The organism is Blastococcus sp. SYSU DS0828 (assembly GCF_054050975.1).
This window is the reverse complement of record NZ_JBJHAK010000014.1, coordinates 14,933-40,296: the sequence shown is the minus strand read 5'-3', so window position 1 is coordinate 40,296 and position 25,364 is coordinate 14,933. Positions and strand designations below refer to the sequence as shown.

Here is a 25,364-nt window from a genome sequence, read left to right as displayed (position 1 = left end):
GCGGGCCCGCGACTAGTGTGGCGTGGCCGGAACGTCGCTTCCCGGCGCCGATTCCCCTCAGAACAGGAGCACGCGTGTCCGTAGGAGAGATCGCCGGGCTGATCGCAGCCGGGGCCCTGGTGCTGCTGGTGGTCCTGGTGGCCGTCCCGCTGCTCAAGCTCGGCCGGACGCTCGACGAGACCACCCTGACCATCCGCCAGGTCCGCGAGCAGAGCGCGCCGATCCTCGGCCAGGCCAGCACCACGGTCGCGCACGTGAACAGCAACCTGGAGCGGGTCGACGACATCACCGGCAACGCCGCCAACGTCTCCAGCAACGTCGCCGCGCTCACCAGCGTCGTCGCCGCCACCCTGGGCAGCCCGCTGATCAAGGTCGCCGCATTCAGCTACGGCGTGCGCAGCGCCGCGAAGAAGAAGCGGGAGGGCCAGGCCATCGCCGACGCCGCCCGTCGCGACAAGGAGGCGCGCCGCGCGCGCCGGGCCGCCCGGCGGGCCGCCTGATGCGCCGGCTGTTCTGGCTCGCCATGGGGATCACCATCGGGGCGCTCGTCGTCCGCAAGCTCTCCGCCGCGGCGGAGAAGATGACACCTGCGGGGATCGGGGCCTCCATCGCCGAGGGGCTGCGCGACCTCGCCGACGCGATCGGCGACTTCGGCGCCGACGTCCGCGAGGCGATGAGCGAGCGGGAGCTGGAGCTGCGTGCCGGCACCGGCCTGGACGCGCCCCTGCCCGACGCAGGTGACGCCGCGGCCCTGCGCCGCGGATCGCACGCCGCCGACCTCTGACCCCCCGGCCCGCCGCACCCGTGGCGGGCCCCGCAGAACTGAGTAGACGATGCAGACCGCCGAGATCCGCCGCCGCTTCCTGGAGCACTTCGCCCAGCGCGGGCACACCGTCGTGCCCAGCGCCTCGCTGGTGTCCCCCGACCCGTCGCTGCTGTTCACCGTCGCCGGCATGGTGCCGTTCATCCCGTACCTGACCGGCCGCGAACCCGCGCCGTTCCCGCGGGCCACCAGCGTGCAGAAGTGCGTGCGCACCCTCGACATCGAGGAGGTGGGCAAGACGACCCGCCACGGCACGTTCTTCCAGATGAACGGCAACTTCTCCTTCGGCGACTACTTCAAGGAGGGGGCGATCCAGCACGCCTGGGAGCTGATCACCGGGCGGCTGAAGGACGGCGGGCTGGGCTTCGACCCCGACCGGATCTGGGTGACCGTCTACCTCGACGACGACGAGGCTGCCGACGCCTGGCGCCGCATCGCCGGCCTCCCGGTCGAGCGGATCCAGCGGCTGGGGAAGAAGGACAACTACTGGCACACCGGGGCGGCCGGCCCCGGGGGCCCGTGCTCGGAGATCTACTTCGACCGCGGTCCGCAGTTCGGTCCCGACGGCGGCCCGCTGGTGGACACCGCCGGTGACCGGTTCCTGGAGATCTGGAACCTCGTCTTCATGCAGTACGAGCTCACCGACGTCCGCGGCAAGGAGGAGTTCACGGTCGTCGGCGAGCTGCCGAAGAAGAACATCGACACCGGGATGGGCCTGGAACGGGTCGCGTACCTGCTGCAGGGCGTCGACAACATGTACGAGATCGACGAGGTCGCCCCGGTGCTGCGCCGGGCCGCCGACCTCGCCGGGGTCACCTACGGCAAGGACGTCGACGCCGACGTCCGGCTGCGGGTGGTGGCCGACCACGTGCGCAGCGGGCTGATGCTGATCGGCGACGGCGTGACCCCGGGCAACGAGGGGCGCGGCTACATCCTGCGCCGGCTGCTGCGCCGCGCCGTGCGCTCCATGAAGCTGCTGGGCGTCGACGAGTCGACGCTGCCGGAGCTGCTCCCGGTGTCGAAGGACGCCATGCAGGCCAGCTATCCCGAGCTGGACACCGACTTCGCCCGCATCTCGTCGGTGGCCTACGCCGAGGAGGAGGCGTTCCGCCGCACCCTCACGTCGGGGACGGCGCTGTTCGACACCGCGGTCAAGCAGGCCAAGCAGGCCGGCGCCCCGACCCTCTCCGGCGAGCAGGCGTTCTCGCTGCACGACACCTACGGCTTCCCGATCGACGTCACCCTGGAGATGGCCGCCGAGCAGGGCGTGACCGTCGACGAGGAGGGCTTCCGGGCCCTGATGAAGGAGCAGCGCGACCGCGCCCGCGCCGACGCCCGGGCCAAGCGCACCGGCTCGGTCGACGTCCTGGCCTACCGCCGGCTGCTGGCCGAGCACGGGCCCACCGACTGGCGGGCCTACGAGACGCTGCGCACCGACTCGCGGGTGCTGGGCATCGTGGCCGAGGGCGACGACGAGGGCGAGCGGCCGGCCGGCCCCGGGGAGATCACCCGGGTGGTGCTGGACCGGACGCCGTTCTACGCGGAGTCCGGCGGCCAGGTGGCCGACGCCGGACTCCTCACCTGGGACGGCGGCCGGGCCGAGGTCATCGACGTCCAGCGCCCGGTGAAGGGTCTGGTCGCCCACCAGGTGCGGGTGCTCGAGGGCGAGCTCTCCCGTGGTGCGGAGCTCACCGCCGAGGTGGACCGGGAGTGGCGCCTGTCCGCCTGCCAGGCCCACTCGGGCACGCACGTGGTGCACGCGGCGCTGCGGCAGGTGCTCGGCCCGCAGGCCCTGCAGTCCGGCTCCTACAACCGGCCGGGCTACCTGCGGCTGGACTTCGCCTGGCAGGGCGCGCTGACCCAGCAGCAGCGCACCGACATCGAGGACGTCGCCAACGCCGCCGTCCGGGCCGACCACACGGTCACCGCCTCGTGGATGACGCTGCCGGAGGCGCAGGCGTTCGGCGCCCTGGCGCTGTTCGGCGAGACCTACGGCGAGCAGGTGCGCGTCGTGGAGATCGGCGGCCCGTGGTCGCGCGAGCTCTGCGGCGGCACACACGTGCGGGGGAGCGCGCAGATCGGCACCCTCGCCCTGACCGGTGAGTCGTCGGTGGGCTCGGGCTCCCGCCGGGTCGAGGCCGTCGTCGGGCTCGAGGGGTTCCGGTACCTCGCGCGCGAGCGCGACCTGGTGCGCCAGCTGGCGGACATCCTCAAGGCGCCGCAGGACGGCCTGGTGGAGCGGGTCAGCGGCATGGTCGCCCGGCTGCGCGACCTGGACCGCGAGCTGGCCGACCTGCGGGCGCAGCAGACCCTCGCCGCCGCCGGCGAGCTGGCCGCCTCGGCCCGCGACGTCGGAGGCGTCGCCGTCGTCACCGGGTCCCCGGCCGGCCTCGGCGGCGGCGATCTGCGCACGCTGGCCCTCGACGTCCGCGGGCGGCTGGGGTCCGACCGGCCGGCCGTCGTGCTGCTGGCATCGGAGTCCGGTGGCAAGGTAGCTCTGGTGGCCGCACTCAACCCGGCCGCGGTCTCGCAGGGGCTGTCGGCCAACGACGTCCTGAAGGCGGCCTCGGCCCCCGTCGGGGGCCGCGGTGGCGGCAAGTCCGACGTCGCCCAGGGAGGCGGAACCGATCCTGCGGGTATCCCCGCGGCGTTGCAGGCCGGCGAGCAGGCGGTCGCGGCCGTCACTGGGAGGTAGAGCATCGTGTCCGGATCCGAGCACAGCCCCGAGGACACCGGGCCGGTCGGCGGCCGGCGGCGCGAGCTGCCCGCCGTCCCGCCCGCGCGTCCGCGCCCGGCCACGGGGGAGCAGCCGACGCACCACCCGACCACCGAGATCGACCTGAGCCAGGGGTTCCCGCCGGTCAAGCACGAGACCACGGAGATCGACCTGTCCGGTGGCTGGCCGCAGCACCTCAAGATCCCGCCGCGCCGCCCCGGCGCGCCGCGCGCCCGCGGCCGGGTCCTCGGCGTCGACGTCGGGACCGTCCGGGTGGGCCTGGCGCTGTCGGACGCCACGGGCACGCTCGCCAGCCCGCTGGAGACCCTCCGCCGGGCCAAGGACAAGGCAGACCTCGACCGGCTCGCCGCGCTGGTGGTGGAACACGAGGTGACAGAGGTGGTCGTGGGAGAGCCGGTGCACCTGTCGGGCGCGGCCGGTGTCTCCGCGCAGGATGCTGCCGATTACGCACAGGAACTGGCCGACCGCATCCCGGACGTGCCGGTGAACCTGATCGACGAGAGGCTCTCGACCGTGACCGCAGCCAGCCACCTCCGGGAGGGCGGCATCGACAGCCGTCGCCAGCGGGCGGTGATCGACCAGGCCGCGGCCGTGGTGATCCTGCAGCAGTACCTGGACAGCCGGAAGGCGCCCTCGTGACGGCGCCCGGCGGACGGCCGCCGCGGGGGAGGCACGCGTTCGACGACGGGACCGGTGGCATGCCGTTCCCGTTCCCGACCGGCTCCGGTTCCCCTGTCGGCGGCTTCCCGCCGGGCCGCACCGCGTACCCGCGGCACGCCGGCGACCAGACCGGGCCGCTGGGCGCGTCCGGCTGGGCGTCGCCGGGGTTCCCGATGACCTCCCGGCACGGGGACGGGGACGGGCACGGCTACGGCGCCCAGCACCCGTCCGCCCCGCTGCCGCCGCTGCCGACCGGTGCGTGGGGTCGGCTGCGGCCGCGCGAGGACGCCGTGGGCGACGACGCCACCGTCGCCGCGCCCCGGCTGTCCACCGGACCCGACGACACCCCGGACGAGACGCCGGCCGCACCCGGCCCCGCCTCGGCGGACGACCCGACCGGCGGGCTGGACGTGATCGGCGCGAACGTCGACGACGACCGGACGGGCTGGCAGGACGACGACGCCGCCCACGGGGCCACCGCGGTCGACGGGGACCACCTCGACGACGGCGCCCTGCTGCACGACGACGAGATCCCGATCGCGCCCTACGACTCGCGCAGCGACCGGGACCGGCGGCGCCGGCGCCGCCGCCCGCTGGCGATCGCGCTGGTCGTCCTGGTGCTCGGCGGCATCGTCGCCGGCATCGTCGTCGGCGGCCAGCAGCTGTTCTCCATGCTCGACCCGGCCGCGCGCGACTACACCGGCACGGGCAGCGGCAGCGTGGACGTGCGGGTGCAGCAGGGGGACACGCTCACCGACATCGCCCGCACCCTGGCCGACGCCGACGTCATCGCCTCCACCGGGCCGTTCGTGAGCGCCGCCCAGGAGAACCCGGCGGCCACCTCGATCCAGCCCGGTGTGTACACCCTCCGGGAGCAGATGAGCGGCGAGGCCGCACTGGAGCTGCTGCTGGACCCGGCCTCCCGGCAGATCTCCCGCGTGACGGTGCCCGAGGGGTTCACGGTCGACCAGATCCTCGCCCGGCTCGCGGAGCAGACCGGCACACCGCTCGCGGAGCTGGAGGCGGCGGCCGATCCGGCGGCGTTGCCGCTGCCCGCGTATGCGGGTGGGCAGCTGGAGGGCTACCTCTTCCCGGCCACCTACGACTTCGAGCCCGGCACCACGCCGCAGCAGATGCTGCAGCGCATGGTCGAGACCTTCAACCAGACGGCCGCCCGGCTGCGGCTGGAGGAGCGGGCCGCCGCCCTCGGGCGGACCCCGGGCGAGATCGTGACGGTCGCCTCCATGGTCCAGTCGGAGACCCGGCTGGACGAGGAGCGGCCCGACGTCGCCCAGGTGATCTACAACCGGCTCGACGCCGGCATCGCGCTCGGCATCGACGCGACGCTGGCCTACGGGCTGGACAAGAGCGGCAACGAGCTCACCGTCACCGATCTCCAGACCGACAGCCCGTACAACACGCGCACGCGCCAGGGGCTGCCGCCCACCCCCATCAGCTCGCCGGGGGAGGCCAGCCTGGAGGCGGCGCTGGCCCCGAGCAGCGGCGACCTCCTGTACTACGTGCTCGAGTCGGAGGACGGGTCGCACTTCTTCACCAGCGACTACGCCGAGTTCCAGCAGGCCCGCCAGCGGTGTGCCGACGCCGGTCTCGGGTGCGGTGGCTGAGCGGCCGCAGCGGGCAGCGGTCCTCGGGCGGCCGGTCGGCCATTCGCTCTCGCCGCTGCTGCACCGCGCCGCCTACGCGGCGCTCGGGCTGGCCGACTGGTCCTACGACGCGCTCGACGTGGGTGCCGGGGACCTGCCCGACCTGCTGGCCGGGCTGGGCGAGGAGTGGCGCGGCTTCTCGGTGACCATGCCGTGCAAGCAGGCCGCGGTCGAGGTCGCCGACGAGGTGGAGCCGCTCCCGCGGCTGCTGGGCGCGGCGAACACCCTGGTCCGCACCGGGGCCGGCTGGCGGGCCGAGAACACCGACGTCACCGGCGTGGGCACCGCCCTGCAGGTGGGCGGGGTCGACCAGGTGCGGCACGCCGCGATCCTCGGCGCCGGGGGGACCGCGGCTGCCGCGGCGGTGGCGTTGGCCTCGCTGGGGGCCGACCGCGTCGACGTCGTCGTGCGCGAGCCCGCCCGCGCCGGTGAGGTGGTGCGGGTCCTCGACACCCTGGGCGTGCCCACGCGGGTGCTCCCCCTGGCCGGGGTGCGCGTCGAGGCCCCGGTCGTCGTCAGCACCGTTCCGGTCGACGGTCAGCCTGCCGTCGCCGCGTTGGAGTGGCGCGGAGGGCAGACGGTGCTCGACGTCCTCTACGCACCCTGGCCCACGCCGCTGGCCGAGCGCGTCTCCGCCGCCGGCGGCGCGGTGATCAGCGGGCTGGAGGTGCTGTTCTGGCAGGCCACCGTGCAGGTGGAGCTCATGACCGGCCGGCCGGCCCCCATCGGCGCGATGCGCGCGGCGCTCGACGCGCGCTGACGTCCCCGCCGTGGACGTCTCCCGCCCCGTCCTCGCCGGGGTCGCCGTGCTGGCCGGGCTCCTCGTCGGGCCGGCGCTGGCGCGCAGCACCGTCCGGCTGGCCACCCGCGACGACGCGGCGGCGCCGTCCGGCTCCCGCACGGCGCTGACCGCTGCGCTGACCGCGGGCCTGCTCACCGCCGCCGTCCTGCTCGGGGGCGGCCGCCCGGCCACCGCCGCGCTGGTGTGGGCCGCGGGCGCGGCGGTGGTGCTGGCCGGCGTCGACCTCGCCGCCCACCGGCTGCCCGACCGCGTCCTCCTCCCGGCGGCCGTCGTCTGCGGCGTGGCCCTGCTCGTCGACGCCGCCGTCCTCGGCACGTGGGGGGCGCTGGTCCGGGGCGTCGCGGCGGGGGCCGCCGCGCTGGCCGTCTCCGGTGCGGCACGGCTGGCCGCCCCGGCCGCCCTCGGTCTCGGTGACGTCAAGCTGCTCGGCCTGCTGGGGCTGGTGCTCGGGTGGTCCGGCTGGGGGGTGCTGCTCGCCGGGCTGTTCCTCGGCCTGGTCACCGGCGCCGCGGTGTCGGTGGTCCTGGTGGCCACCGGGCGGGCGGGGTGGCGCAGCACCGTGCCGTTCGGCCCGCCGCTGCTGGTCGGTGCCGTCCTGGCGCTGGCGGTCGGCGGCGTCCCAGCCCCCTGACGGCCACCCTTCCGGGGCCCGCCCGAGCCCGCGAGGGAAGGGGGGAAGGGTGGTCCTTCTAGAATTGCCGGCATGTTGCGCTGGCTGACCGCCGGTGAGTCGCACGGCCAGCAGCTCACCGCCATCCTCGAGGGGCTCCCGGCCGGGGTCGAGGTGGCGACCGCCGACCTCGACCTGCAGCTCGCCCGCCGCCGGCTCGGGCACGGGCGGGGCGCCCGCATGTCCTTCGAGCAGGACGTCGTCACCCTCACCGGCGGGGTGCGCCACGGCCGCACCCAGGGCGGCCCGATCGCGGTGCAGGTGGGCAACACCGAGTGGCCCAAGTGGCAGACGGTCATGTCCGCCGACCCGGTCGACCCCGAGATCCTCGCCGGCCAGGCGCGCAACGCGCCGCTCACCCGGCCCCGCCCCGGTCACGCCGACCTCGCCGGCATGCAGAAGTACGGCTTCGACGACGCCCGCCCGGTGCTGGAGCGCGCCAGCGCCCGCGAGACGGCCGCCCGGGTGGCGCTCGGCGCGATCGCCCAGGCGTTCCTGCGCCAGGCGCTCGGCGTCTCGGTGGTCAGCCACGTCGTCGGCATCGGCCCGGTCGTCGCGCCCGACGGCATCGTGCCCGGGCCCGACGACAACCCGCGTCTCGACGAGGACCCGGTGCGCTGCGCCGACCCGGGCACCAGCGCACGCATGACCGCCGAGATCGACGACGCCCGGAAGAACGGTGACACCCTCGGCGGGGTCATCGAGGTCGTCGTCCACGGGCTCCCGCCGGGCCTGGGCAGCCACGTGCACTGGGACCGCCGCCTGGACGCCCGGCTGGCCGCGGCGCTGATGGGCGTGCAGTCGGTCAAGGCCGTCGAGGTCGGCGACGGGCTGGAGACCGCCCGCCGCCGCGGCTCGGTCGCCCACGACGAGATCGTGCTCGCCGACGCGGACGCCGGCGCCGGCGTGCAGCGGGTGCAGCGGCTCACCGACCGGGCCGGTGGCATCGAGGGCGGGATGACCAACGGCGAGGTGCTGCGCGTGCGCGCCGCGATGAAGCCGATCAGCACCGTGCCGCGCGCGCTGCAGACCGTCGACGTCGCCACCGGGGAGGCCGCGGTCGCGATCAACCAGCGCAGCGACGCCTGCGCGGTGCCCCGCGGCAGCGTGGTGATGGAGGCGATGGTGGCGCTGGTGCTGGCCGACGCGGCGCTGGAGAAGTTCGGCGGGGACTCGGTGGCCGAGACCCGGCGCAACGCGCGGGCCTACCTCGACTCCCTGCCGTACCGGTGAGCGGGCCGGCCCTGGTCCTCGTCGGCCCGCCCGCGTCGGGGAAGACGACGGTCGGCACGGCCGTCGCCGATGCGCGGGGGCTGGCGTTCCGGGACACCGACCGCGACGTCGAGGAGGCGACCGGGTCGACCGTCGCCGACCTGTTCGTCCAGCACGGTGAACCGCACTTCCGCGCGCTGGAGGAGCAGGCGGTCGCGCGGGCGCTCGCCGACCACACCGGGGTGCTGGCGCTCGGCGGCGGGGCGGTGACCAGCGCCGCCACCCGCGAGCTGCTGGTCACCCACGGCAGCGCCGGCGGGGCCGTGGTCTGGCTCGACGTCGACGTCGCCTCCGCCGCGCGGCGCGTGGGGCTCTCCCGGGACCGGCCGCTGCTCGCGGTCAACCCGCGGGCCATGCTGCGCACCATGCTCGAACAGCGTGCGCCGCTCTACACGGAGGTGGCCACGCACCGGGTCGCCACCGCGGGGCGGTCGCCGGAGGAGGTCGTCGCCGAGGTGCTCGCCGTCCTGACCCCGGAGGAGGCCCGGTGAGCCGTCGCGTCGCGGTCGCGGGGGAGCAGCCCTACGAGGTCGTCATCGGTGCCGGCGCCCAGACCGAGCTGGCGCTCGTGCTGGCCGGCACGGCGAAGGTCGCCGTCGTCCACGCGCCACCGCTGGCCGCCGCGGCCGGCGCCGCGGTCGAGACGCTGCAGACCGCCGGTGTGGCCGCCGAGGCGGTCGTCGTCCCCGACGGCGAGGCCGCGAAGACCGCGCAGGTCGCCGCCGAGGTGTGGGAGGAGTTCGGCCGGCTCGGGCTGACCCGCTCCGACGCCGTCGTCGGGGTGGGTGGGGGCGCGGTCACCGACCTGGCCGGTTTCCTGGCCGCCACGTGGACCCGCGGCATCCGCGTCGTGCAGGTGCCCACCAGCCTGCTCGGCATGGTCGACGCGGCCGTGGGCGGCAAGACGGGCATCAACACCGCCGCCGGGAAGAACCTCGTCGGCGCCTTCCACCCGCCGGCCGCCGTGCTGGCCGACACCGACCTCCTGGCCGGGTTGCCCGAGGCGGAGTTCCGCGCCGGGCTGGCCGAGGTGGTCAAGTGCGGGTTCATCGCCGACGGCCGCATCCTCGAGCTGCTGGACGCCGATCCGACCGGCCGCCGGGACACCGAGGAACTCATCGAGCGTGCGGTGCGGGTGAAGGCCGCGGCGGTGGGGGAGGACCTGCTCGACACCGGGGTGCGCGAGTTCCTCAACTACGGCCACACCCTCGGCCACGCGATCGAGCGGGTCGAGGACTTCGGCTGGCGGCACGGCGAGGCCGTCGCCGTCGGCCTCGTCTTCGCCGCCGAGCTGGCCGGTCAGGCGGGCCTCCTGACCCCGGCGGAGGTCGCGCGACACCGCACGCTGATCGCGGCGATGGGGCTGCCGACCAGTTACGCCGGGGACTGGGCGCGCCTGCAGCAGGTGATGCGGGTGGACAAGAAGGCGCGAGGCGCGTCGCTGCGGTTCGTCGTCCTCGACGGGCTCGGCCATCCCAGGATCCTGACCGACCCGCAGCAGGCCTGGCTCGATGCGGCGTGGGCCGCAGTATCGGAGACGCCATGACCATCCAGGTGCTCAACGGCGCCAACCTCGGCCGGCTCGGCACGCGCGAGCCCGAGGTGTACGGCACGACGACCTACGCGCAGCTGGTCGAGCTGGTGGAGACCGCGGCGCGGGAGCTCGGCGTCGACGTGCTGGTGCGCCAGACCGACGACGAGGGCCAGCTGCTGCGCTGGATCCACGAGGCGACCGACGCCGGTGACCCCATCGTGGTGAACCCCGGCGGCTGGACGCACACCTCGGTGGTGCTGCACGACGCGCTGGCCGCGGTGGGCGCACCGGTGATCGAGGTGCACATCAGCAACATCCACCGGCGCGAGGAGTTCCGCCAGCACTCCTACGTCTCCCGGGTCGCCGACGGGGTGATCGCCGGGCTCGGCGTGCACGGCTACGTGCTGGCGCTGCAGTGGATGACCCTGCGAGGCGTGTCGTGAGCCGGGACACCGCGCGGGAGGCCGCCCGGCGTGACGCGCTGCGGACCGCCGCGGCCGGGCGCGGCCTGGACGCGGTGCTGGTCACCAACCTGCTCAACGTCCGGTACCTGACCGGCTTCACCGGCTCCAACGGCGCCCTGCTGCTGCGGGTGGACGGCGGGGACGTGTTCGGCACGGACGGGCGCTACACCACCCAGGCCGGCGCGCAGGTGCCCGACGTCGAGCTGCTCGTCGACCGGGCCACGGTGCCGGCCCTGGCCCGGGAGGCGGTGCGGCGCGGCGCGGGGCGGATCGGTTACGAGTCCCACGACCTCACCGTCGACGGGCTGCACGGCCTGGAGCGGGTGCTGGCGGACGCCGCCGCGGGTGGCACGGTCCCGGAGCTGGCCTCCGTGCGGCGGGCGGTCGAGGGGCAGCGGGCGATCAAGGACGACACCGAGGTCGAGTACCTGCGCCGCGCGTGCGCCGTCGCCGACCAGGCGCTGGCCGAGCTCGCCGCCGAGGGGTCGCTGCGGCCGGGGCGCACCGAGCTGGAGGTCGGCCGCGAGCTCGACGCGCGCATGCTGGCGCTCGGCGCCGAGGCGCCGTCGTTCGAGACGATCGTCGCCACCGGCGCCAACTCGGCGATCCCGCACCACCGCCCGGACTCGACCGTCCTGCGTGAGGGCGACTTCCTCAAGCTCGACTTCGGCGCCACCGTGGACGGCTACCACTCCGACATGACCCGCACCCTGGTGCTGGGCCACGCGGCCGACTGGCAGCGGGAGATCTACGAGCTCGTCGCCGCCGCCCAGGCCGCCGGCCGGGCCGCGCTGGCGGTGGGCGTCGACGTCGTCGCGGTGGACGCCGCCGCCCGCGACGTGATCGTCGCCGCGGGCCACGGGGAGCACTTCACCCACGGCCTCGGCCACGGGGTGGGGCTGGAGATCCACGAGGCGCCCGGCATCGGCCCCCAGGGCGCGGGTAGGCTTGCCGCCGGTATGGCCGTCACCGTGGAGCCAGGCGTGTACCTGCCCGGCCACGGCGGTGTCCGGATCGAGGACACCCTGATCGTCACCGACGACGCGCCCGAGTTGTTGACCCTTACGAGCAAGGAACTGCTGGTCCTCTAGATGGCTACCACCAACGACCTGAAGAACGGCATCGTCCTCAACCTGGACGGCCAGCTCTGGACCGTCACCGACTTCCAGCACGTCAAGCCCGGCAAGGGCGGGGCCTTCGTGCGCACGACGCTGAAGAACGTGCTGTCGGGCAAGGTCGTGGACAAGACCTTCAACGCCGGCACCAAGGTCGAGACGGCCAACGTGGACAAGCGGTCGATGACGTACCTGTACAAGGACGGCACCGACTTCGTCTTCATGGACGGCGACACGTTCGACCAGATCTACGTGCCGGCGGAGACGGTCGGCGGGGGCGCGGACTACCTGCTCGAGAACACCGAGGTCATCGTGGCGGTGCACGACGGCACCCCGCTGTACGTCGAGCTCCCCGTCACCATGGAGCTCGTCGTCGAGCACACCGACCCGGGGCTGCAGGGCGACCGCTCCACCGGCGGCACCAAGCCCGCCACGTTGGAGACCGGCGCGCAGATCCAGGTGCCGTTGTTCATCACGACCGGCGAGAAGCTGAAGGTCGACACCCGCGACGGCCGGTACCTCGGCCGCGTCAACTGAGCGCGGGCCAGACGCGTGGCTGCACGGTCCAAGGCCCGCAAGCGCGCCGTGGACGTCCTGTACGAGGCCGACGTCCGGGGGCGGGACCGGTTGGAGCTGCTCCGGGAGCGGGTCGCTGACGGCAACCCGCCGGTCCCGGAGCACACCATCCGGCTGGTCGAGGGCGTCGAGGAGCAGGGCGCGCGCATCGACGCGCTGATCGAGGCGCACACCTCCGGCTGGTCGCTGGAGCGGCTGCCCGACGTCGACCGCGCGATCCTGCGGATGGCCACCTTCGAGCTGCTCTGGGTCGACGACGTGCCCGACGCCGTCGTCATCGACGAGGCGGTGGAGCTGGCCAAGGCGCTCTCCACCGACGAGTCGCCGAAGTACGTGAACGGCGTCCTCGGCGCCATCCTCGCCGCCGAGGTCCCCACGGCCTAGCGAGGGCGCACGGCACCGACGAGGTGGGTCCGGAGGGTCCGGCGAGGAGCGTGCGGACACGCTCGTCGCCGGTCGGGAACGGCCATTGGCCGCGGTGTCGTCCGGAGGACGACGATGTCATTGCAGGTCGCGGCGGGCGAAGAGCCAGATGCCGGCGCCGAGGATCACCGTGGCGAACGCGCCGACGACCAGGCCGCCCTGCAGGTTCGTGACCAGGTAGGTCGGCGGTCCCTCGGGCCCGGTGCTCATGACGCTGTAGTCGACGACCGGGACGCCGCCGGGGACGACGAGGGCGACCGCGTTGGTCGACAGCAGCCAGCGCTCGAGCATGGGGTCGTAGATCCGCAGCGCGGTCTCGACGATCGCGAAGTAGACGAACCCGATGCCGAGCGCCGCCCCGGTGTTGCGCACCAGGTTGGCCAGCCCGAAGCCGATCAGCGCGACGAGGACGCCGAGCACGACCCCGCGCCCCTGCGCGGCCAGCAGCTCTCCCCAGAACCCTTCCGGCAGAGCCTGGTCGGTGCCCACGAAGGTCCGCAGGACCCAGGCCATGACCAGCCAGGCAACCTGGGCCGCCACGCCGATGACCAGCGCGGCCAGGACCAGGACGCCGATCTTCGTGCCGATGACCCGCAGCCGGTTCGGCACCCAGAACAGCAGCGCCACGATGGTCCGGGTGGACCACTCCGCGCCGATCCAGGTGGCGCCCACGAGGAAGGCGAGCACCGCGGCGGCGGCCGCGAAGCCGATCGCGCCGGGCTCCCCGAGCGCGCCGAGGTCGAAGGGGGCCTTGTCGAGGAAGTCCTCGACGCGCCAGGCGGAGGCATCCAGCGGTGGGCCGCAGAACTGGTCGACCGGCTCGCCGACGTTCTCGGCCTCGATCGCGCAGTCCGCGCGCCAGGCCTCCTCGCTGGCGATGATCTCGTCCATGCGCTCGCGGGCGGCGGCGTAGTCGGCGTCGGTCGGCTCGCCGAACTGGAGCAACCCGATGACGATCGCAGCCAGCCAGCCGAGGACGGCCAGCCCCAGCAGGACCTGGATGAACCGGCGGGCGGTGAACCGGTGCAGCTCAGCCCGGAACAGGCTGCCGCCCCGCCGGGCCGACGTCGGCTCGGGCGAGGCAGTCGGCTGCTCGGTCACCGCGCTCATGCCTGGCCCCCGGTGATGGCGAGGAACGCGCTCTCCAGGTCGGGGGTCACGCGGACCAGCTCCTCGACGTAGTGGCCGTGCTCGGCGAGCACGCGGGTGATCTCGCCGGTGGCGGGCGCGCCGTGCACCAGCACCTGGCCGTCGGGCGCGGGAGAGAGGCTGAACCCGGCGGCGCCGAGCACCGCGGCCGCGGCCGCCGGGTCGGGGACCGCCACGCGGACGTCGCCCGTGCCGGCCTGGGAGAGCACCGAGGCGACCGGTCCGGAGGCCACCCGCCGGCCGCGGGCCAGGATCGTCACGGAGTCGCACACCTGCTGGATCTCGGCGAGCAGGTGGGAGGAGACGAGCACCGTCGTCCGGCCGTCGGACCCCAGGCGTCGGATCAGCTCGCGGACGTCGCGGATGCCGGCGGGGTCCAGCCCGTTGCTCGGCTCGTCGAGGATCAGCAGCCGGGGCGCCTTGAGCAGCGCGGCGGCGATGCCGAGGCGCTGCTTCATGCCGAGTGAGTAGCCCTTGAACCGGTCGTCGGCCCGGTCGCGCAGGTCGACCAGCTCCAGGCACTCCTCGACGCGGGCCCGCGCGACGCCGGCGGTCTCGGCCAGCAGGCGCAGGTTGCGCCGGCCGGAGAAGCCGGGGAAGAACAGCGGTGTCTCGACCAGGGCGCCGACGTCGCCGATCACGCCGGACAGGCCGGCGGGCACCGGGCGGTCGAGCAGTTGCATGTCACCGGCGTCGACGCGCACCAGCCCGAGCAGCGCCCGGATCGACGTCGTCTTGCCCGAGCCGTTCGGGCCGAGCAGGCCGTGGACGCCGCCGGTGTCGACGGTCATGTCCAGCCCGTCGAGCGCCTTGTGCGGCTGCCCGCCCTTCCCGCGGTAGGTCTTGGTGACCCCCGCCATCTGCACCGCCGGCATGCGGCCTCCCTGCTCGTCCGGGCCGGGCACCCGGCTGGCAGCACAGTGGCACACGTGGTGCTGCGGGAACAGTGTCCCGACCTGCGTGTCGAGACCGGGCCGGGCCGTAAACGACGAGGGCCCCCGCCGATCGGCGGGGGCCTTCGTGACTCGCTGGGTGGAGCCGGTCGTCAGCGGGGTGCGCGCCGGCGGTCGCCCCAGGCGGACTCGTCGACGTCCTCCTCGAGGTCGTCGTCGCCACCGGAGCTGACGATGCCCTCCATGCCGGGGGAGAGCACCCCCCACTCGATGAGCCGGGAGGTGAGCTCGTCGGGGCTCATGTCGTAGATGATGGCCAGCGACTTCAGGTCCTCGGCGCGGATCGAGAGGACCTTGCCGTTGTAGTCGTGCCGCTGGGCCTGGATGGTCGAGGCGTAGCGGGCCAGCGGGCCGGCCTCGTCCGCGGGCAGGGAGCCCAGCGACTCCAGGTTCAGGACGATCTTGTTCGTCGAGGTGACCGCGGAGCTGGGCCGCGGGTCGGGCAGCAGCTCCGAGACCGGGACGCCGTAGAAGACGGCGAGCTCGGAGAGGCGCTGCACGGTCACGGCGCGGTCCCCGCGCTCGTAGGAGCCGACCACGACCGCCTTCCAGCGGCCGTGCGACTTGTCCTCCACACCCTGCAGGGAGAGGCCCTGCTGGTTGCGGATCGCGCGAAGCCGGGCGCCGAGGGCCCGTGAGTAGTCGGTGCTCATCGCTGTCTGCTCACTGTCCGTCGTCTCGGATCGAGGTTGTTCGTCACGCAGCGTACGTGCGAAGCGGGGATCACAACAGGCGGGTGGACGCGAAAGCGCAGGTTGGTGCCGGGGCAGGCGCTGCCCCGGGCGCCGCGCCGGGCGACCACCCCGGGCGCAGGGCCGGGCACGGGCCGGGCGCCGGCGGGACGCGAGCGGACGTGCAGTACCGTCGACCGCGGTCCGACCACTCCTTTAACGACCCGTCCAGTGAGGCGGGGAAGGAGGCCTCATGGCCCGCTCACCCGAGCCTGCCCGCAGCCTGTCTCCCGGCAGCGCCCCCGGAACCCTGCTCTCCTCCGCCGACGTCGCCCGCGTCGTCGACCGCATGGCCCACCAGCTCATCGAGCGGGCGGCGAGCCTCCGGGCCGACGACGGCGCCGACCACGCCGACGGCGGGCTCTCCGACCTGGTCCTCGTCGGCATCCCGACCCGCGGGGCCCCGCTCGCCCGCCGCCTCGCCGCGCGCATCGAGGCGTTCACCGGCACCGCGGTGGACGTCGGCACCGCCGACATCACCCTGTACCGCGACGACCTGCGGCTGCGCGGCGTCCGGGCCCTCGAGCCCACCGTGCTCCCGGACGCCGGCATCGACGGCCGGCTCGTCGTCCTCGTCGACGACGTGCTCTTCTCCGGGCGCTCGGTCCGGGCGGCGCTCGACGCGCTGCGCGACCTGGGCCGCCCGCGCGGCGTCCAGCTGGCGGTGCTGGTCGACCGCGGGCACCGGGAACTGCCGATCCGGGCCGACTTCGTCGGCAAGAACGTGCCGACGGCACGCAGCCAGCAGGTCAAGGTGCACCTGCAGGAGGTCGACGGCGTCGACGAGGTCCTGCTGACCGAGGGGGAGGGCGCGTGAAGCGGCACCTGCTGGAGGCCGCGGACCTCGACCGGGACGACGCGACGCTGGTGCTGGACACCGCCGCCCAGATCGACGCCGCCCTGGCCGGCCGCGAGGTGAAGAAGCTCCCGACGCTGCGCGGGCGCACGGTGGTCAACCTCTTCTACGAGGACTCCACCCGGACCCGGATCAGCTTCGAGCTCGCCGCCAAGCGCCTCTCCGCCGACGTCATCAACTTCTCGGCCAAGGGCAGCAGCGTCTCCAAGGGGGAGAGCCTCAAGGACACCGCGCTCACCCTGGAGGCGATGGGCGCCGACGCCGTCGTCGTCCGGCACTCGGCCTCCGGTGCGCCGCACCGGCTGGCGAACTGGGTGCGCGGCAGCGTGGTCAACGCCGGCGACGGCACCCACGAGCACCCCACCCAGGCGCTGCTGGACGCCTACACGATCCGGCAGCGGCTGGGGCGGCTCGACGGCGTCCGCGTGACGATCGTCGGCGACGTCCTGCACAGCCGGGTGGCCCGCTCCAACGTGGGGCTGCTGCACACGCTGGGAGCGCAGGTCACGCTGGTCGCGCCGCCGACGCTGCTGCCGGTGGGCGTGGGCAGCTGGCCGGCGGAGGTGGGCTACGACCTCGACGCCGTGCTCCCCAAGAGCGACGTGGTGATGATGCTGCGGGTCCAGGCCGAGCGGATGAACGCCTCGTTCTTCCCCAGCGCCCGCGAGTACAGCCGCCGCTACGGCCTCGACGCGCCGCGGATGGCCGCGCTGCCCGACGAGGCGATCGTCATGCACCCCGGCCCGATGAACCGCGGCATGGAGATCGCCGCCGAGGTGGCCGACTCCGTCCGCTCCACGATCGTCGAGCAGGTCGCCAACGGGGTCTCCACCCGCATGGCCGTGCTCTACCTGCTGCTCGGAGGGAACACGTGAGCACCTACCTGATCACGGGGGCCAGGCCGCTGGGCGGCGACCCTGCCGACATCCTGGTGACCGACGGCCGGATCGCCGCGGTCGGCGCGTCGCTCGACGTCCCCGGCGCCGAGGTGGTCGAGGCCGCCGGTCTGATCGCGCTGCCCGGCCTGGTCGACCTGCACACCCACCTGCGCGAGCCCGGCCGGGAGGACGCCGAGACCGTCGAGACCGGCAGCCGCGCCGCCGCGCTCGGCGGGTTCACCGCGGTGCACGCGATGGCCAACACCGACCCGGTGGCCGACACCGCCGGCGTGGTGGAGCAGGTCTGGCGGCTGGGGCAGGAGGCCGGGCTGGTGGACGTCGTCCCGGTCGGCGCCGTCACGGTCGGGCTGGCGGGGGAGCGGCTGGCCGAGCTCGGCGCGATGGCCGACTCCGCCGCCCGGGTGCGGGTGTTCTCCGACGACGGGCACTGCGTCGCCGACCCCGCGCTCATGCGGCGGGCGCTGGAGTACGTGAAGGCGTTCGACGGTGTGGTCGCCCAGCACGCGGAGGAGCCGCGGCTGACCGCCGGCGCGCAGATGCACGAGGGCGACCGCTCGGCCCGGCTAGGCCTGACCGGCTGGCCGGCCGCCGCGGAGGAGGCGATCATCGCCCGCGACGTGCTGCTGGCCGAGCACGTCGGCGCGCGGCTGCACGTCTGCCACGTCTCGACCGCCGGGTCGGTGGAGATCCTGCGCTGGGCGAAGTCCCGCGGCGTGCAGGTGACCGCCGAGGTCACGCCGCACCACCTGCTGCTCACCGACGCCTGCGCCGAGTCCTACGACCCGGTCTTCAAGGTCAACCCGCCGCTGCGCACCGACGCCGACGTCGAGGCACTCCGGGCGGGCCTGGCCGACGGCACCATCGACGCCGTCGGCACCGACCACGCCCCGCACGCGGTGGAGGACAAGGAGAGCGAGTGGGCGCAGGCCCGGCCCGGCATGCTCGGGCTGGAGCAGGCGCTCTCGGTGGTGATCGAGACGATGGTCGAGCCCGGTCGCCTGGACTGGGCCGGCGTCGCCGACCGCATGTCGGTCCGGCCCGCCGCCATCGGCCGCCTCGGTGAGCACGGCCGGCCGATCGCCCCCGGCGAGCCGGCCAACCTGGTGCTCGTCGACCCGGCCGCCCGCGCGGTGGTCGACCCCGCGGCGCTGGCCAGCCGCAGCCGCAATAGCCCCTATGCCGGCCGGGAACTCCCCGGCCGGGTGGTCGCGACGTTCCTGCGGGGGACGCCGACCGTTCTGGACGGAAAGGCAGTCAAGTGACAGAAGCGCTCCTCGTGCTCGAGGACGGGCGCACGTTCCGGGGCGAGGCCTACGGAGCGACGGGGACGACGGTCGGCGAGGCGGTGTTCGCCACCGGCATGACCGGCTACCAGGAGACGCTGACCGACCCCAGCTACGCGGGCCAGATCGTCGCGATGACCGCCCCGCACATCGGCAACACCGGGGTCAACGGCGAGGACGACGAGAGCAGCCGCATGTGGGTGGCCGGCTTCGTCGTGCGCGACCCCGCCCGCCGCCCGGCCAACTGGCGGGCCACCGGCACCCTCGACGACGAGCTGGTCGCGCAGGGGGTCGTGGGCATCAGCGGGATCGACACCCGCGCGCTCACCCGCCACCTGCGCGAGCGCGGCGCGATGCGCGCCGGCATCAGCACCGAGCTGACCGCCGAGGAGCTGCTGGCCCGCGTCACCGCGGCCGAGGGCATGACCGGCGCCGACCTCGCACCGACGGTGAGCACCGGCGAGCCCTACGTCGTCCCGGCGGTGGGGGAGAAGCGGTTCACCATCGCCGCGCTCGACCTGGGGATCAAGACGGCGACCCCGCGGCACCTGGCGGCGCTCGGCGTCGAGACCCACGTACTGCCCTCGACGGCGACCGCCGAGGAGCTGCTCGCGGCCGGCCCGGACGGGGTGTTCCTCTCCAACGGCCCCGGCGACCCGGCCGCCGCCGACTACGCCGTGGAAGCGGTGCGCGGGGTGCTCGACGCCCGCCGGCCGCTGTTCGGGATCTGCTTCGGCAACCAGATCCTCGGCCGCGCGCTGGGCCTGGGCACCTACAAGCTGCGCTTCGGGCACCGCGGGCTCAACCAGCCGGTGCTCGACCGGGTCAGCGGGACCGTCCGGGTGACCAGCCACAACCACGGGTTCGCCGTGGACGCCCCGCTGGACCGGCCCACCGACACCCCCTACGGGCAGGTCGAGGTCAGCCACGTGGGCCTCAACGACGACGTCGTCGAGGGCCTGCGGCTGCTCGAGACGCCGGCCTTCAGCGTGCAGTTCCACCCGGAGTCGGCGGCCGGCCCGCACGACGCCGCACCCCTGTTCCAGCGCTTCGTCGACCTCATGCAGTCCGCCCGCGACGGCGAGGCCCGCGCCGGCGGGCCGGCACCGCAGGTCCAGTCCAGCACGGGGGAGAAGAACTGATGCCCAAGCGCACCGACATCGAGCACGTGCTGGTGATCGGCTCGGGGCCGATCCTGATCGGGCAGGCCGCGGAGTTCGACTACTCCGGCACCCAGGCCTGCCGGGTGCTCCGGGCCGAGGGGCTGCGGGTCAGCCTGGTGAACAGCAACCCGGCGACGATCATGACCGACCCGGAGATCGCCGACGCCACCTACATCGAGCCGCTGACGCCGGAGTTCGTCGAGAAGGTCATCGCCAAGGAGCGGCCCGACGCGCTCCTGGCCACCCTCGGCGGCCAGACCGCGCTCAACATCGCCATCGGCCTGTACGAGAACGGCGTGCTGGAGAAGTACGGCGTCCGGCTCATCGGGGCCGACGTCGCCGCGATCAACCGCGGTGAGGACCGGCAGCTGTTCAAGGACATCGTCCGCTCGATCGGCGCCGACGCCCCGCGGTCGCGGGTCTGCGGCACCGTCGAGGAGGCGCTGGAGACCGCCGAGGAGGTCGGCTACCCGGTCGTCATCCGGCCGAGCTTCACCATGGGCGGCCTCGGCTCGGGCTTCGCCACCGACGAGCCGATGCTGCGCCGCATGGCCGCCCACGGGCTGGCCGACTCCCCGGTGCACACGGTGCTGATCGAGGAGTCGGTGCTGGGCTGGAAGGAGTACGAGCTGGAGCTGATGCGCGACCGCAGCGACAACGTGGTCGTCATCTGCTCGATCGAGAACATCGACGCGATGGGCGTGCACACCGGCGACTCGGTGACCGTCGCCCCGGCGATGACCCTCACCGACGTCGAGTACCAGCGGATGCGCGACGTCGGCATCGCGGTGCTGCGCGAGGTCGGCGTCGACACCGGCGGCTGCAACATCCAGTTCGCCGTCAACCCGGCCGACGGCCGGATGGTCGTCATCGAGATGAACCCGCGGGTCTCCCGCTCCAGCGCGCTGGCGTCCAAGGCGACCGGCTTCCCGATCGCGAAGATCGCGGCGAAGCTCGCCATCGGCTACACGCTCGACGAGATCACCAACGACATCACCGGCGTCACCCCGGCGGCGTTCGAGCCGACGCTGGACTACGTCGTGGTGAAGATCCCGCGGTTCGCCTTCGAGAAGTTCCCCGGCGCCGACCCCCGGCTGACCACGACGATGAAGAGCGTCGGCGAGGTCATGGCGATGGGGCGGAACTTCCCGGAGGCGCTGGGCAAGGCGATGCGCTCCACCGAGACGAAGGTGGCCGGCTTCTGGACGGGGACGCCGGATCCCCGTTCGGCCGAGGAGCTGCTGGAGGTCCTGCGCACCCCGGTCGACGGCCGGCTCTACACCGCGGAGCGGGCGCTGGCCGCCGGTGCGACGGTCGAGCAGGTCGCCGAGGCCAGCGGGTTCGATCCGTGGTTCGTCGACCAGATCGTGCTGGTGCAGGAGGTGGCGGCCGAGGTCCGCGACGCACCGGCCCTGACGCCGCAGCTGCTCCGGCGGGCCAAGCGGCACGGCCTCTCCGACCGGCAGATCGCCGCGCTGCGGCCGGAGCTCGCCGGCGAGGACGGCGTCCGGGTGCTGCGCTGGCGGCTGGGCGTGCGGCCGGTCTACAAGACCGTGGACACCTGCGCCGCGGAGTTCGCCGCCCGCACGCCGTACCACTACTCGTCCTACGACGAGGAGACCGAGGTGCAGCCGCGGGAGAAGCCGGCGGTGCTGATCCTCGGCTCGGGCCCCAACCGGATCGGGCAGGGCATCGAGTTCGACTACTCGTGCGTGCACGCGGTCATGGCGCTGCAGGACGCCGGCTACGAGGCGGTGATGGTCAACTGCAACCCGGAGACCGTCTCCACCGACTACGACACCGCCGACCGGCTGTACTTCGAGCCGCTGACGTTCGAGGACGTCCTCGAGGTGGTCGAGGCCGAGCGCGCGGCCGGCCCGGTGGCCGGGGTCATCTGCACCCTCGGCGGGCAGACCCCGCTGGGGCTGGCGCAGCGGCTCAAGGACGCCGGGGTGCCGGTGCTGGGCACGTCGCCGGAGGCGATCGACGACGCCGAGCACCGCGGGGCGTTCTCCCGGGTGCTGGCCGACACCGGCCTGCTCGCCCCGAAGCACGGCACGGCGACGACGTTCGCCGAGGCGCACGAGGTCGCCTCCGGCATCGGGTACCCGGTGCTGGTGCGACCCTCCTACGTGCTGGGCGGGCGCGGCATGGAGATCGTGTACGACGACGCCACGCTCGAGGCGTACATCGCCAAGGCCACCGAGGTCAGCGCCGACCACCCGGTGCTGGTCGACCGGTTCCTGGAGGACGCGGTCGAGATCGACGTCGACGCGCTCTACGACGGCACCGACCTCTACCTGGGCGGGGTCATGGAGCACATCGAGGAGGCCGGCATCCACTCCGGTGACTCGGCCTGCGCCCTGCCGCCGATCACCCTCGGCTCCGCGGACCTGCTGAAGATCCGCGCGGCGACAGGGAAGCTGGCCGAGCGGATCGGCGTCCGCGGGCTGATGAACGTCCAGTACGCGATCAAGGACGACATCCTCTACGTCATCGAGGCCAACCCGCGGGCCAGCCGCACGGTGCCCTTCGTCTCCAAGGCGACGGCGGTGCAGCTGGCCAAGGCGGCCGCGCGGATCGCCGTCGGCGAGTCCATCGCCGACCTGCGCGCCGCCGGCGTGCTCCCGGCCACCGGCGACGGCACCGACCTGCCCGAAGACGCGCCGATCGCAGTCAAGGAGGCGGTGCTGCCCTTCCACCGTTTCCGCACCGTCGAGGGGTTCGGGGTGGACACCGTGCTGTCCCCGGAGATGAAGTCCACCGGCGAGGTCATGGGCCTGGACGCGCAGTTCGGAACGGCGTTCGCCAAGTCGCAGGCCGCCGCCTACGGCTCGCTGCCGACCGAGGGCACGGTGTTCGTGTCGCTGGCCAACCGGGACAAGCGCTCCGCGGTCTTCCCGATCAAGCGGCTGGCCGACCTGGGCTTCCGCCTGCTGGCCACCACCGGCACGGCGCAGGTGCTGCGCCGCCACGGGGTGGCCGCCGAGGTGGTCGGCAAGTTCAGCGAGGGCCCGGGCAACATCGTGGAGCTCATCCAGGCCGGCGACGTCGACCTGGTGTTCAACACGCCGTTCGGTGCGCCGGGCAACAGCGGCCCCCGCCTGGACGGCTACGAGATCCGCACGGCCGCGGTGAGCGCCGGCATCCCGTGCATCACGACGGTGCAGGGCATGGCGGCCGCGGTCCAGGGCATCGAGGCGCTGCGGCAGGGCGGCATCGGCGTGCGCAGCCTGCAGGAGGTGCACGCGGCGCTGGCCGGCGGCACGCACGGCGGGCCGAGCAGCTTCGCCGGGACGGGGGCGTGACGACGCCGTCGCCGGGTGCGGTCCAGGGGCTGCGCGACGACCTCGTCGCGCGCGGCCTCCTGGAGGGGCTGCCGGCGGCGTTCGCCGCGGGGGTCACCCGGTTCGGGCGGCCCCCGCGGCCGGAGCTCGACGCGCTGACCGGCGCGGCCACCGACCTGGCCGCCCGGCTGGCCTCCGGGGCGGCCGGCGAGGACGACCTGCCGCTGTTGACCCGGGTGCTCTTCTTCGCCCGGCAGCCCGAGCTGCTGGCCGCCCACGGGCTGCCCACGCCGGCGTACGACGTCCTCGGGTCCTTCCGGGAGAACCTCGACCGGCCGCTCGGCCCGCGGCTGCCCGAGCGGCCGACGGCAGGCGGCCGGCGCTGGCAGCTGCTGGGGCGCACCGTGGGCTTCCCGATCGGCGTGCCCGCCTGCGTGCTCAACGGCAGCGAGGCGTGGGTGCGGCACAACGCGGCCAACGGCTGGAACGTGCTGACCTACAAGACCGTCCGCGGCCGCGCCCACCCGCCCAACGAGCAGCCGAACTGGGTGTTCGCCGCCCGGGAGACCGCCGGCCTCCCGCCGGGAGCGGACGCCGACGTGGTCGCCGACCCCTGGGACTGGGTCGCGCCGGGCTCGCCGGCGGTCAGCAGCGTCAACTCCTTCGGCGTCCCCTCCCCGGCGCCGGAGGAGTGGATGCCCGACCTGGCGCGCGCCGTCGACGCGGTCGGCGACGAGCAGCTGCTGCTGGTGAGCGTCATGGGGGAGGGGAACGGGCTCGAGCTGGTCGAGGACTTCGCCCGGACCGCACGCCTGGCGCAGGAGGCCGGGGCGTCGGTCGTCGAGCTGAACCTGTCGTGCCCGAACACGCTGTCGGCCTCCGGGAGCGGCGTGAAGCCGCCGCTGTGCCTGGACCCCGACGCGACCGTCGCCGTGGTGGAGGCGGTGCGCCGGGCGCTGGACGACCGCACCGGGCTGGTGGCGAAGCTGTCCTGGCTCGACGAGGCCCGGCTCGCGGCCCTGGTGCCGCGGCTCGCCCCGCTGGTCGACGGCATCGCCGGGATCAACACGCTGCAGAGCCGGGTGCGCCGCAGCGACGGCAGGCCCACCTTCCCCGGCCGCGAGCTGGCCGGGCTCTCGGGCATCGCGGTCCGCGACTCCGCGCTGGACTTCACCCGGCGGCTCGTCGCGCTGCGGGAGGCCGGCGGGGTGCCCTTCGACGTCCTCGCCATGGGCGGGGTCACCGACCCGGCGTCCTTCGAGGCGATCTTCACCGCCGGCGCCGACGCGGTGCAGTCCGCGGCCGGCGCGTTCGCCGACCCGTTCCTCGCCCAGCGGTGCGTCGCCGCCCTGGGCGAGACCCTGCCCCGAGCCGTGGAGGCCCCGTGACCGACCCCTTCGGGCAGCGCCTGTCGGCCGCCGTCGCCGAGCGCGGCCCGCTCTGCGTCGGCATCGACCCGCACGAGCAGCTGCTGCTCGACTGGGGGGTGGGGAACTCGCTGGACGGGCTCCGCCGCTTCACCGACGCGGTGGTCGAGGCGCTCGCCGGCACGGTGTCCGTGCTGAAGCCGCAGCTGGCCTTCTACGAGCGCTTCGGCTCCCGGGGGATCGCGGTGCTGGAGGAGGCGGTCACCGCCAGCCGTGCTGCCGGCGCCCTGGTGCTGCTCGACGCCAAGCGCGGCGACATCGGCTCGACGATGGCCGCCTACGCCGACTACCTGAGCGACCGCCACCCGCTGCAGGTCGACGCGATGACCGTCAGCCCCTACCTCGGGCCGGAGTCGCTGGCGCCCGCGGTCGCCACGGCGAGCGCCGCCGGCGGCGGGCTGTTCGTCCTCGCCCGCACGTCCAACCCCGACGCGGCCGCCCTGCAGCACGCCGTGGTGGGGGAGCGGTCGGTCGCCCAGGTCGTCGTCGACACCGTCCGCGGCTGGAACGTCTCCGGCGGGACGGCGGACATCGGATTCGGCCCGGCCCTGGGGTCCTTCGGCGTCGTCGTCGGCGCCACGCTCGAGCAGCTCGACGTGGACCTCGACGGGCTCGGCGGGCCGATCCTGGCGCCCGGCCTCGGCGCCCAGGGGGGCACAGCGGCCGACCTGCGCCGGCTCTTCGGCGCCGGGCGCGCCGTCGTGCCGACGGTCTCCCGCGACGTGCTCGGCGCCGGTCCGGACCCGGCCGCACTGCGCGCCGCCGCGGAGCGCTGGGCAGAGGCGCTGGCCGCGTGAGGCGGGTGCGGCCGTGGGCCTCCGTCGGGTGAACGCCCTGCTCCCGGCCGCCTCGACCGCGCAGCGGTCCGCCTATCCT

At 74.5% G+C, this 25,364-nt stretch carries 24 protein-coding genes; 21 read left to right on the top strand and 3 right to left on the bottom strand.

The window, feature by feature from the left end:
- Positions 1-74 precede the first annotated feature (74 nt).
- From ACI79Q_RS12655 to nusB, 14 genes are all read left to right on the top strand, one after another.
- Entirely contained in the window at positions 75-500 is a 426-nt protein-coding gene (locus ACI79Q_RS12655) for a DUF948 domain-containing protein (RefSeq protein ID WP_456588646.1), read from the top strand.
- Positions 500-784, top strand: coding sequence for a hypothetical protein (locus ACI79Q_RS12650; protein WP_456588647.1), 285 nt, complete (start codon positions 500-502; stop codon positions 782-784). The genes ACI79Q_RS12655 and ACI79Q_RS12650 overlap by 1 nt, the downstream gene beginning before the upstream one ends.
- A gap of 49 nt (positions 785-833) precedes the next feature.
- Positions 834-3,518: an alanine--tRNA ligase gene (gene alaS / locus ACI79Q_RS12645; RefSeq protein ID WP_456614792.1), complete on the top strand. Its 2,685-nt coding sequence runs from the start codon at positions 834-836 to the stop codon at positions 3,516-3,518.
- Positions 3,519-3,524: 6 nt separating this feature from the next.
- Positions 3,525-4,199: a Holliday junction resolvase RuvX gene (ruvX, locus tag ACI79Q_RS12640; protein WP_456588649.1), complete on the top strand. Its 675-nt coding sequence runs from the start codon at positions 3,525-3,527 to the stop codon at positions 4,197-4,199.
- A gap of 59 nt (positions 4,200-4,258) precedes the next feature.
- Positions 4,259-5,845: an endolytic transglycosylase MltG gene (mltG, locus tag ACI79Q_RS12635; protein ID WP_456613095.1), complete on the top strand. Its 1,587-nt coding sequence runs from the start codon at positions 4,259-4,261 to the stop codon at positions 5,843-5,845.
- Complete coding sequence (locus tag ACI79Q_RS12630; protein ID WP_456614791.1) at positions 5,838-6,644, top strand: shikimate dehydrogenase; 807 nt, start codon at positions 5,838-5,840, stop codon at positions 6,642-6,644. The genes mltG and ACI79Q_RS12630 overlap by 8 nt, the downstream gene beginning before the upstream one ends.
- 10 nt (positions 6,645-6,654) lie before the next feature.
- A complete protein-coding gene (locus ACI79Q_RS12625) occupies positions 6,655-7,317 on the top strand; it encodes a prepilin peptidase (RefSeq protein WP_456588652.1) in 663 nt (220 codons plus the stop codon).
- A gap of 72 nt (positions 7,318-7,389) precedes the next feature.
- A complete protein-coding gene (gene aroC, locus ACI79Q_RS12620; RefSeq protein WP_456588653.1) occupies positions 7,390-8,589 on the top strand; it encodes a chorismate synthase in 1,200 nt (399 codons plus the stop codon).
- Positions 8,586-9,119, top strand: coding sequence for a shikimate kinase (locus ACI79Q_RS12615; protein WP_456588654.1), 534 nt, complete (start codon positions 8,586-8,588; stop codon positions 9,117-9,119). Before aroC ends, ACI79Q_RS12615 begins: the two co-directional genes overlap by 4 nt.
- Positions 9,116-10,174: a 3-dehydroquinate synthase gene (gene aroB, locus ACI79Q_RS12610; protein ID WP_456588655.1), complete on the top strand. Its 1,059-nt coding sequence runs from the start codon at positions 9,116-9,118 to the stop codon at positions 10,172-10,174. The genes ACI79Q_RS12615 and aroB overlap by 4 nt, the downstream gene beginning before the upstream one ends.
- Positions 10,171-10,605, top strand: coding sequence for a type II 3-dehydroquinate dehydratase (gene aroQ, locus ACI79Q_RS12605; protein WP_456588656.1), 435 nt, complete (start codon positions 10,171-10,173; stop codon positions 10,603-10,605). The genes aroB and aroQ overlap by 4 nt, the downstream gene beginning before the upstream one ends.
- Positions 10,602-11,717 (top strand): M24 family metallopeptidase, encoded by a 1,116-nt coding sequence (locus tag ACI79Q_RS12600; protein ID WP_456614790.1) that lies wholly within the window; start codon positions 10,602-10,604, stop codon positions 11,715-11,717. Before aroQ ends, ACI79Q_RS12600 begins: the two co-directional genes overlap by 4 nt.
- Positions 11,718-12,278, top strand: coding sequence for an elongation factor P (gene efp / locus ACI79Q_RS12595; RefSeq protein WP_456597742.1), 561 nt, complete (start codon positions 11,718-11,720; stop codon positions 12,276-12,278). It begins immediately after the preceding gene.
- A 15-nt stretch (positions 12,279-12,293) separates the two neighbouring features.
- A complete protein-coding gene (nusB, locus tag ACI79Q_RS12590) occupies positions 12,294-12,701 on the top strand; it encodes a transcription antitermination factor NusB (RefSeq protein ID WP_456588659.1) in 408 nt (135 codons plus the stop codon).
- Between the two features lie 117 nt (positions 12,702-12,818).
- Here nusB and ACI79Q_RS12585 read toward each other — a convergent pair whose 3' ends face one another.
- The 3 genes from ACI79Q_RS12585 to bldD all read right to left on the bottom strand — a co-directional run bounded on the left by ACI79Q_RS12585 (position 12,819) and on the right by bldD (position 15,495).
- Positions 12,819-13,850, bottom strand: coding sequence for a hypothetical protein (locus ACI79Q_RS12585; protein WP_456588660.1), 1,032 nt, complete (start codon positions 13,848-13,850; stop codon positions 12,819-12,821).
- Complete coding sequence (locus tag ACI79Q_RS12580; protein WP_456599357.1) at positions 13,847-14,764, bottom strand: ABC transporter ATP-binding protein; 918 nt, start codon at positions 14,762-14,764, stop codon at positions 13,847-13,849. The genes ACI79Q_RS12585 and ACI79Q_RS12580 overlap by 4 nt, the downstream gene beginning before the upstream one ends.
- A 170-nt stretch (positions 14,765-14,934) precedes the next feature.
- Positions 14,935-15,495 carry a transcriptional regulator BldD gene (bldD, locus tag ACI79Q_RS12575; RefSeq protein WP_456588662.1) on the bottom strand — a complete coding sequence of 187 codons (561 nt, stop codon included), beginning with the start codon at positions 15,493-15,495 and terminating at the stop codon, positions 14,935-14,937.
- A gap of 271 nt (positions 15,496-15,766) precedes the next feature.
- Here bldD and pyrR point away from each other — a divergent pair, with 271 nt between their 5' ends.
- Genes pyrR through pyrF form a run of 7 tightly spaced genes read left to right on the top strand, consistent with a single transcriptional unit; the run spans position 15,767 to position 25,285 of the window.
- Positions 15,767-16,390, top strand: coding sequence for a bifunctional pyr operon transcriptional regulator/uracil phosphoribosyltransferase PyrR (pyrR, locus tag ACI79Q_RS12570; protein ID WP_456614789.1), 624 nt, complete (start codon positions 15,767-15,769; stop codon positions 16,388-16,390).
- Entirely contained in the window at positions 16,387-17,304 is a 918-nt protein-coding gene (locus ACI79Q_RS12565; protein ID WP_456588664.1) for an aspartate carbamoyltransferase catalytic subunit, read from the top strand. The genes pyrR and ACI79Q_RS12565 overlap by 4 nt, the downstream gene beginning before the upstream one ends.
- The gene (locus tag ACI79Q_RS12560; RefSeq protein WP_456588665.1) at positions 17,301-18,590 is read left to right on the top strand and encodes a dihydroorotase; all 1,290 of its coding nucleotides are present in this window, start codon (positions 17,301-17,303) and stop codon (positions 18,588-18,590) included. The genes ACI79Q_RS12565 and ACI79Q_RS12560 overlap by 4 nt, the downstream gene beginning before the upstream one ends.
- Positions 18,587-19,753, top strand: coding sequence for a glutamine-hydrolyzing carbamoyl-phosphate synthase small subunit (carA, locus tag ACI79Q_RS12555; protein ID WP_456588666.1), 1,167 nt, complete (start codon positions 18,587-18,589; stop codon positions 19,751-19,753). The genes ACI79Q_RS12560 and carA overlap by 4 nt, the downstream gene beginning before the upstream one ends.
- Positions 19,753-23,082 carry a carbamoyl-phosphate synthase large subunit gene (gene carB / locus ACI79Q_RS12550; RefSeq protein WP_456614788.1) on the top strand — a complete coding sequence of 1,110 codons (3,330 nt, stop codon included), beginning with the start codon at positions 19,753-19,755 and terminating at the stop codon, positions 23,080-23,082. The genes carA and carB overlap by 1 nt, the downstream gene beginning before the upstream one ends.
- Entirely contained in the window at positions 23,079-24,449 is a 1,371-nt protein-coding gene (locus tag ACI79Q_RS12545; RefSeq protein WP_456614787.1) for a dihydroorotate oxidase, read from the top strand. Before carB ends, ACI79Q_RS12545 begins: the two co-directional genes overlap by 4 nt.
- Complete coding sequence (pyrF, locus tag ACI79Q_RS12540; protein WP_456614786.1) at positions 24,446-25,285, top strand: orotidine-5'-phosphate decarboxylase; 840 nt, start codon at positions 24,446-24,448, stop codon at positions 25,283-25,285. Before ACI79Q_RS12545 ends, pyrF begins: the two co-directional genes overlap by 4 nt.
- Positions 25,286-25,364: the final 79 nt, after the last annotated feature.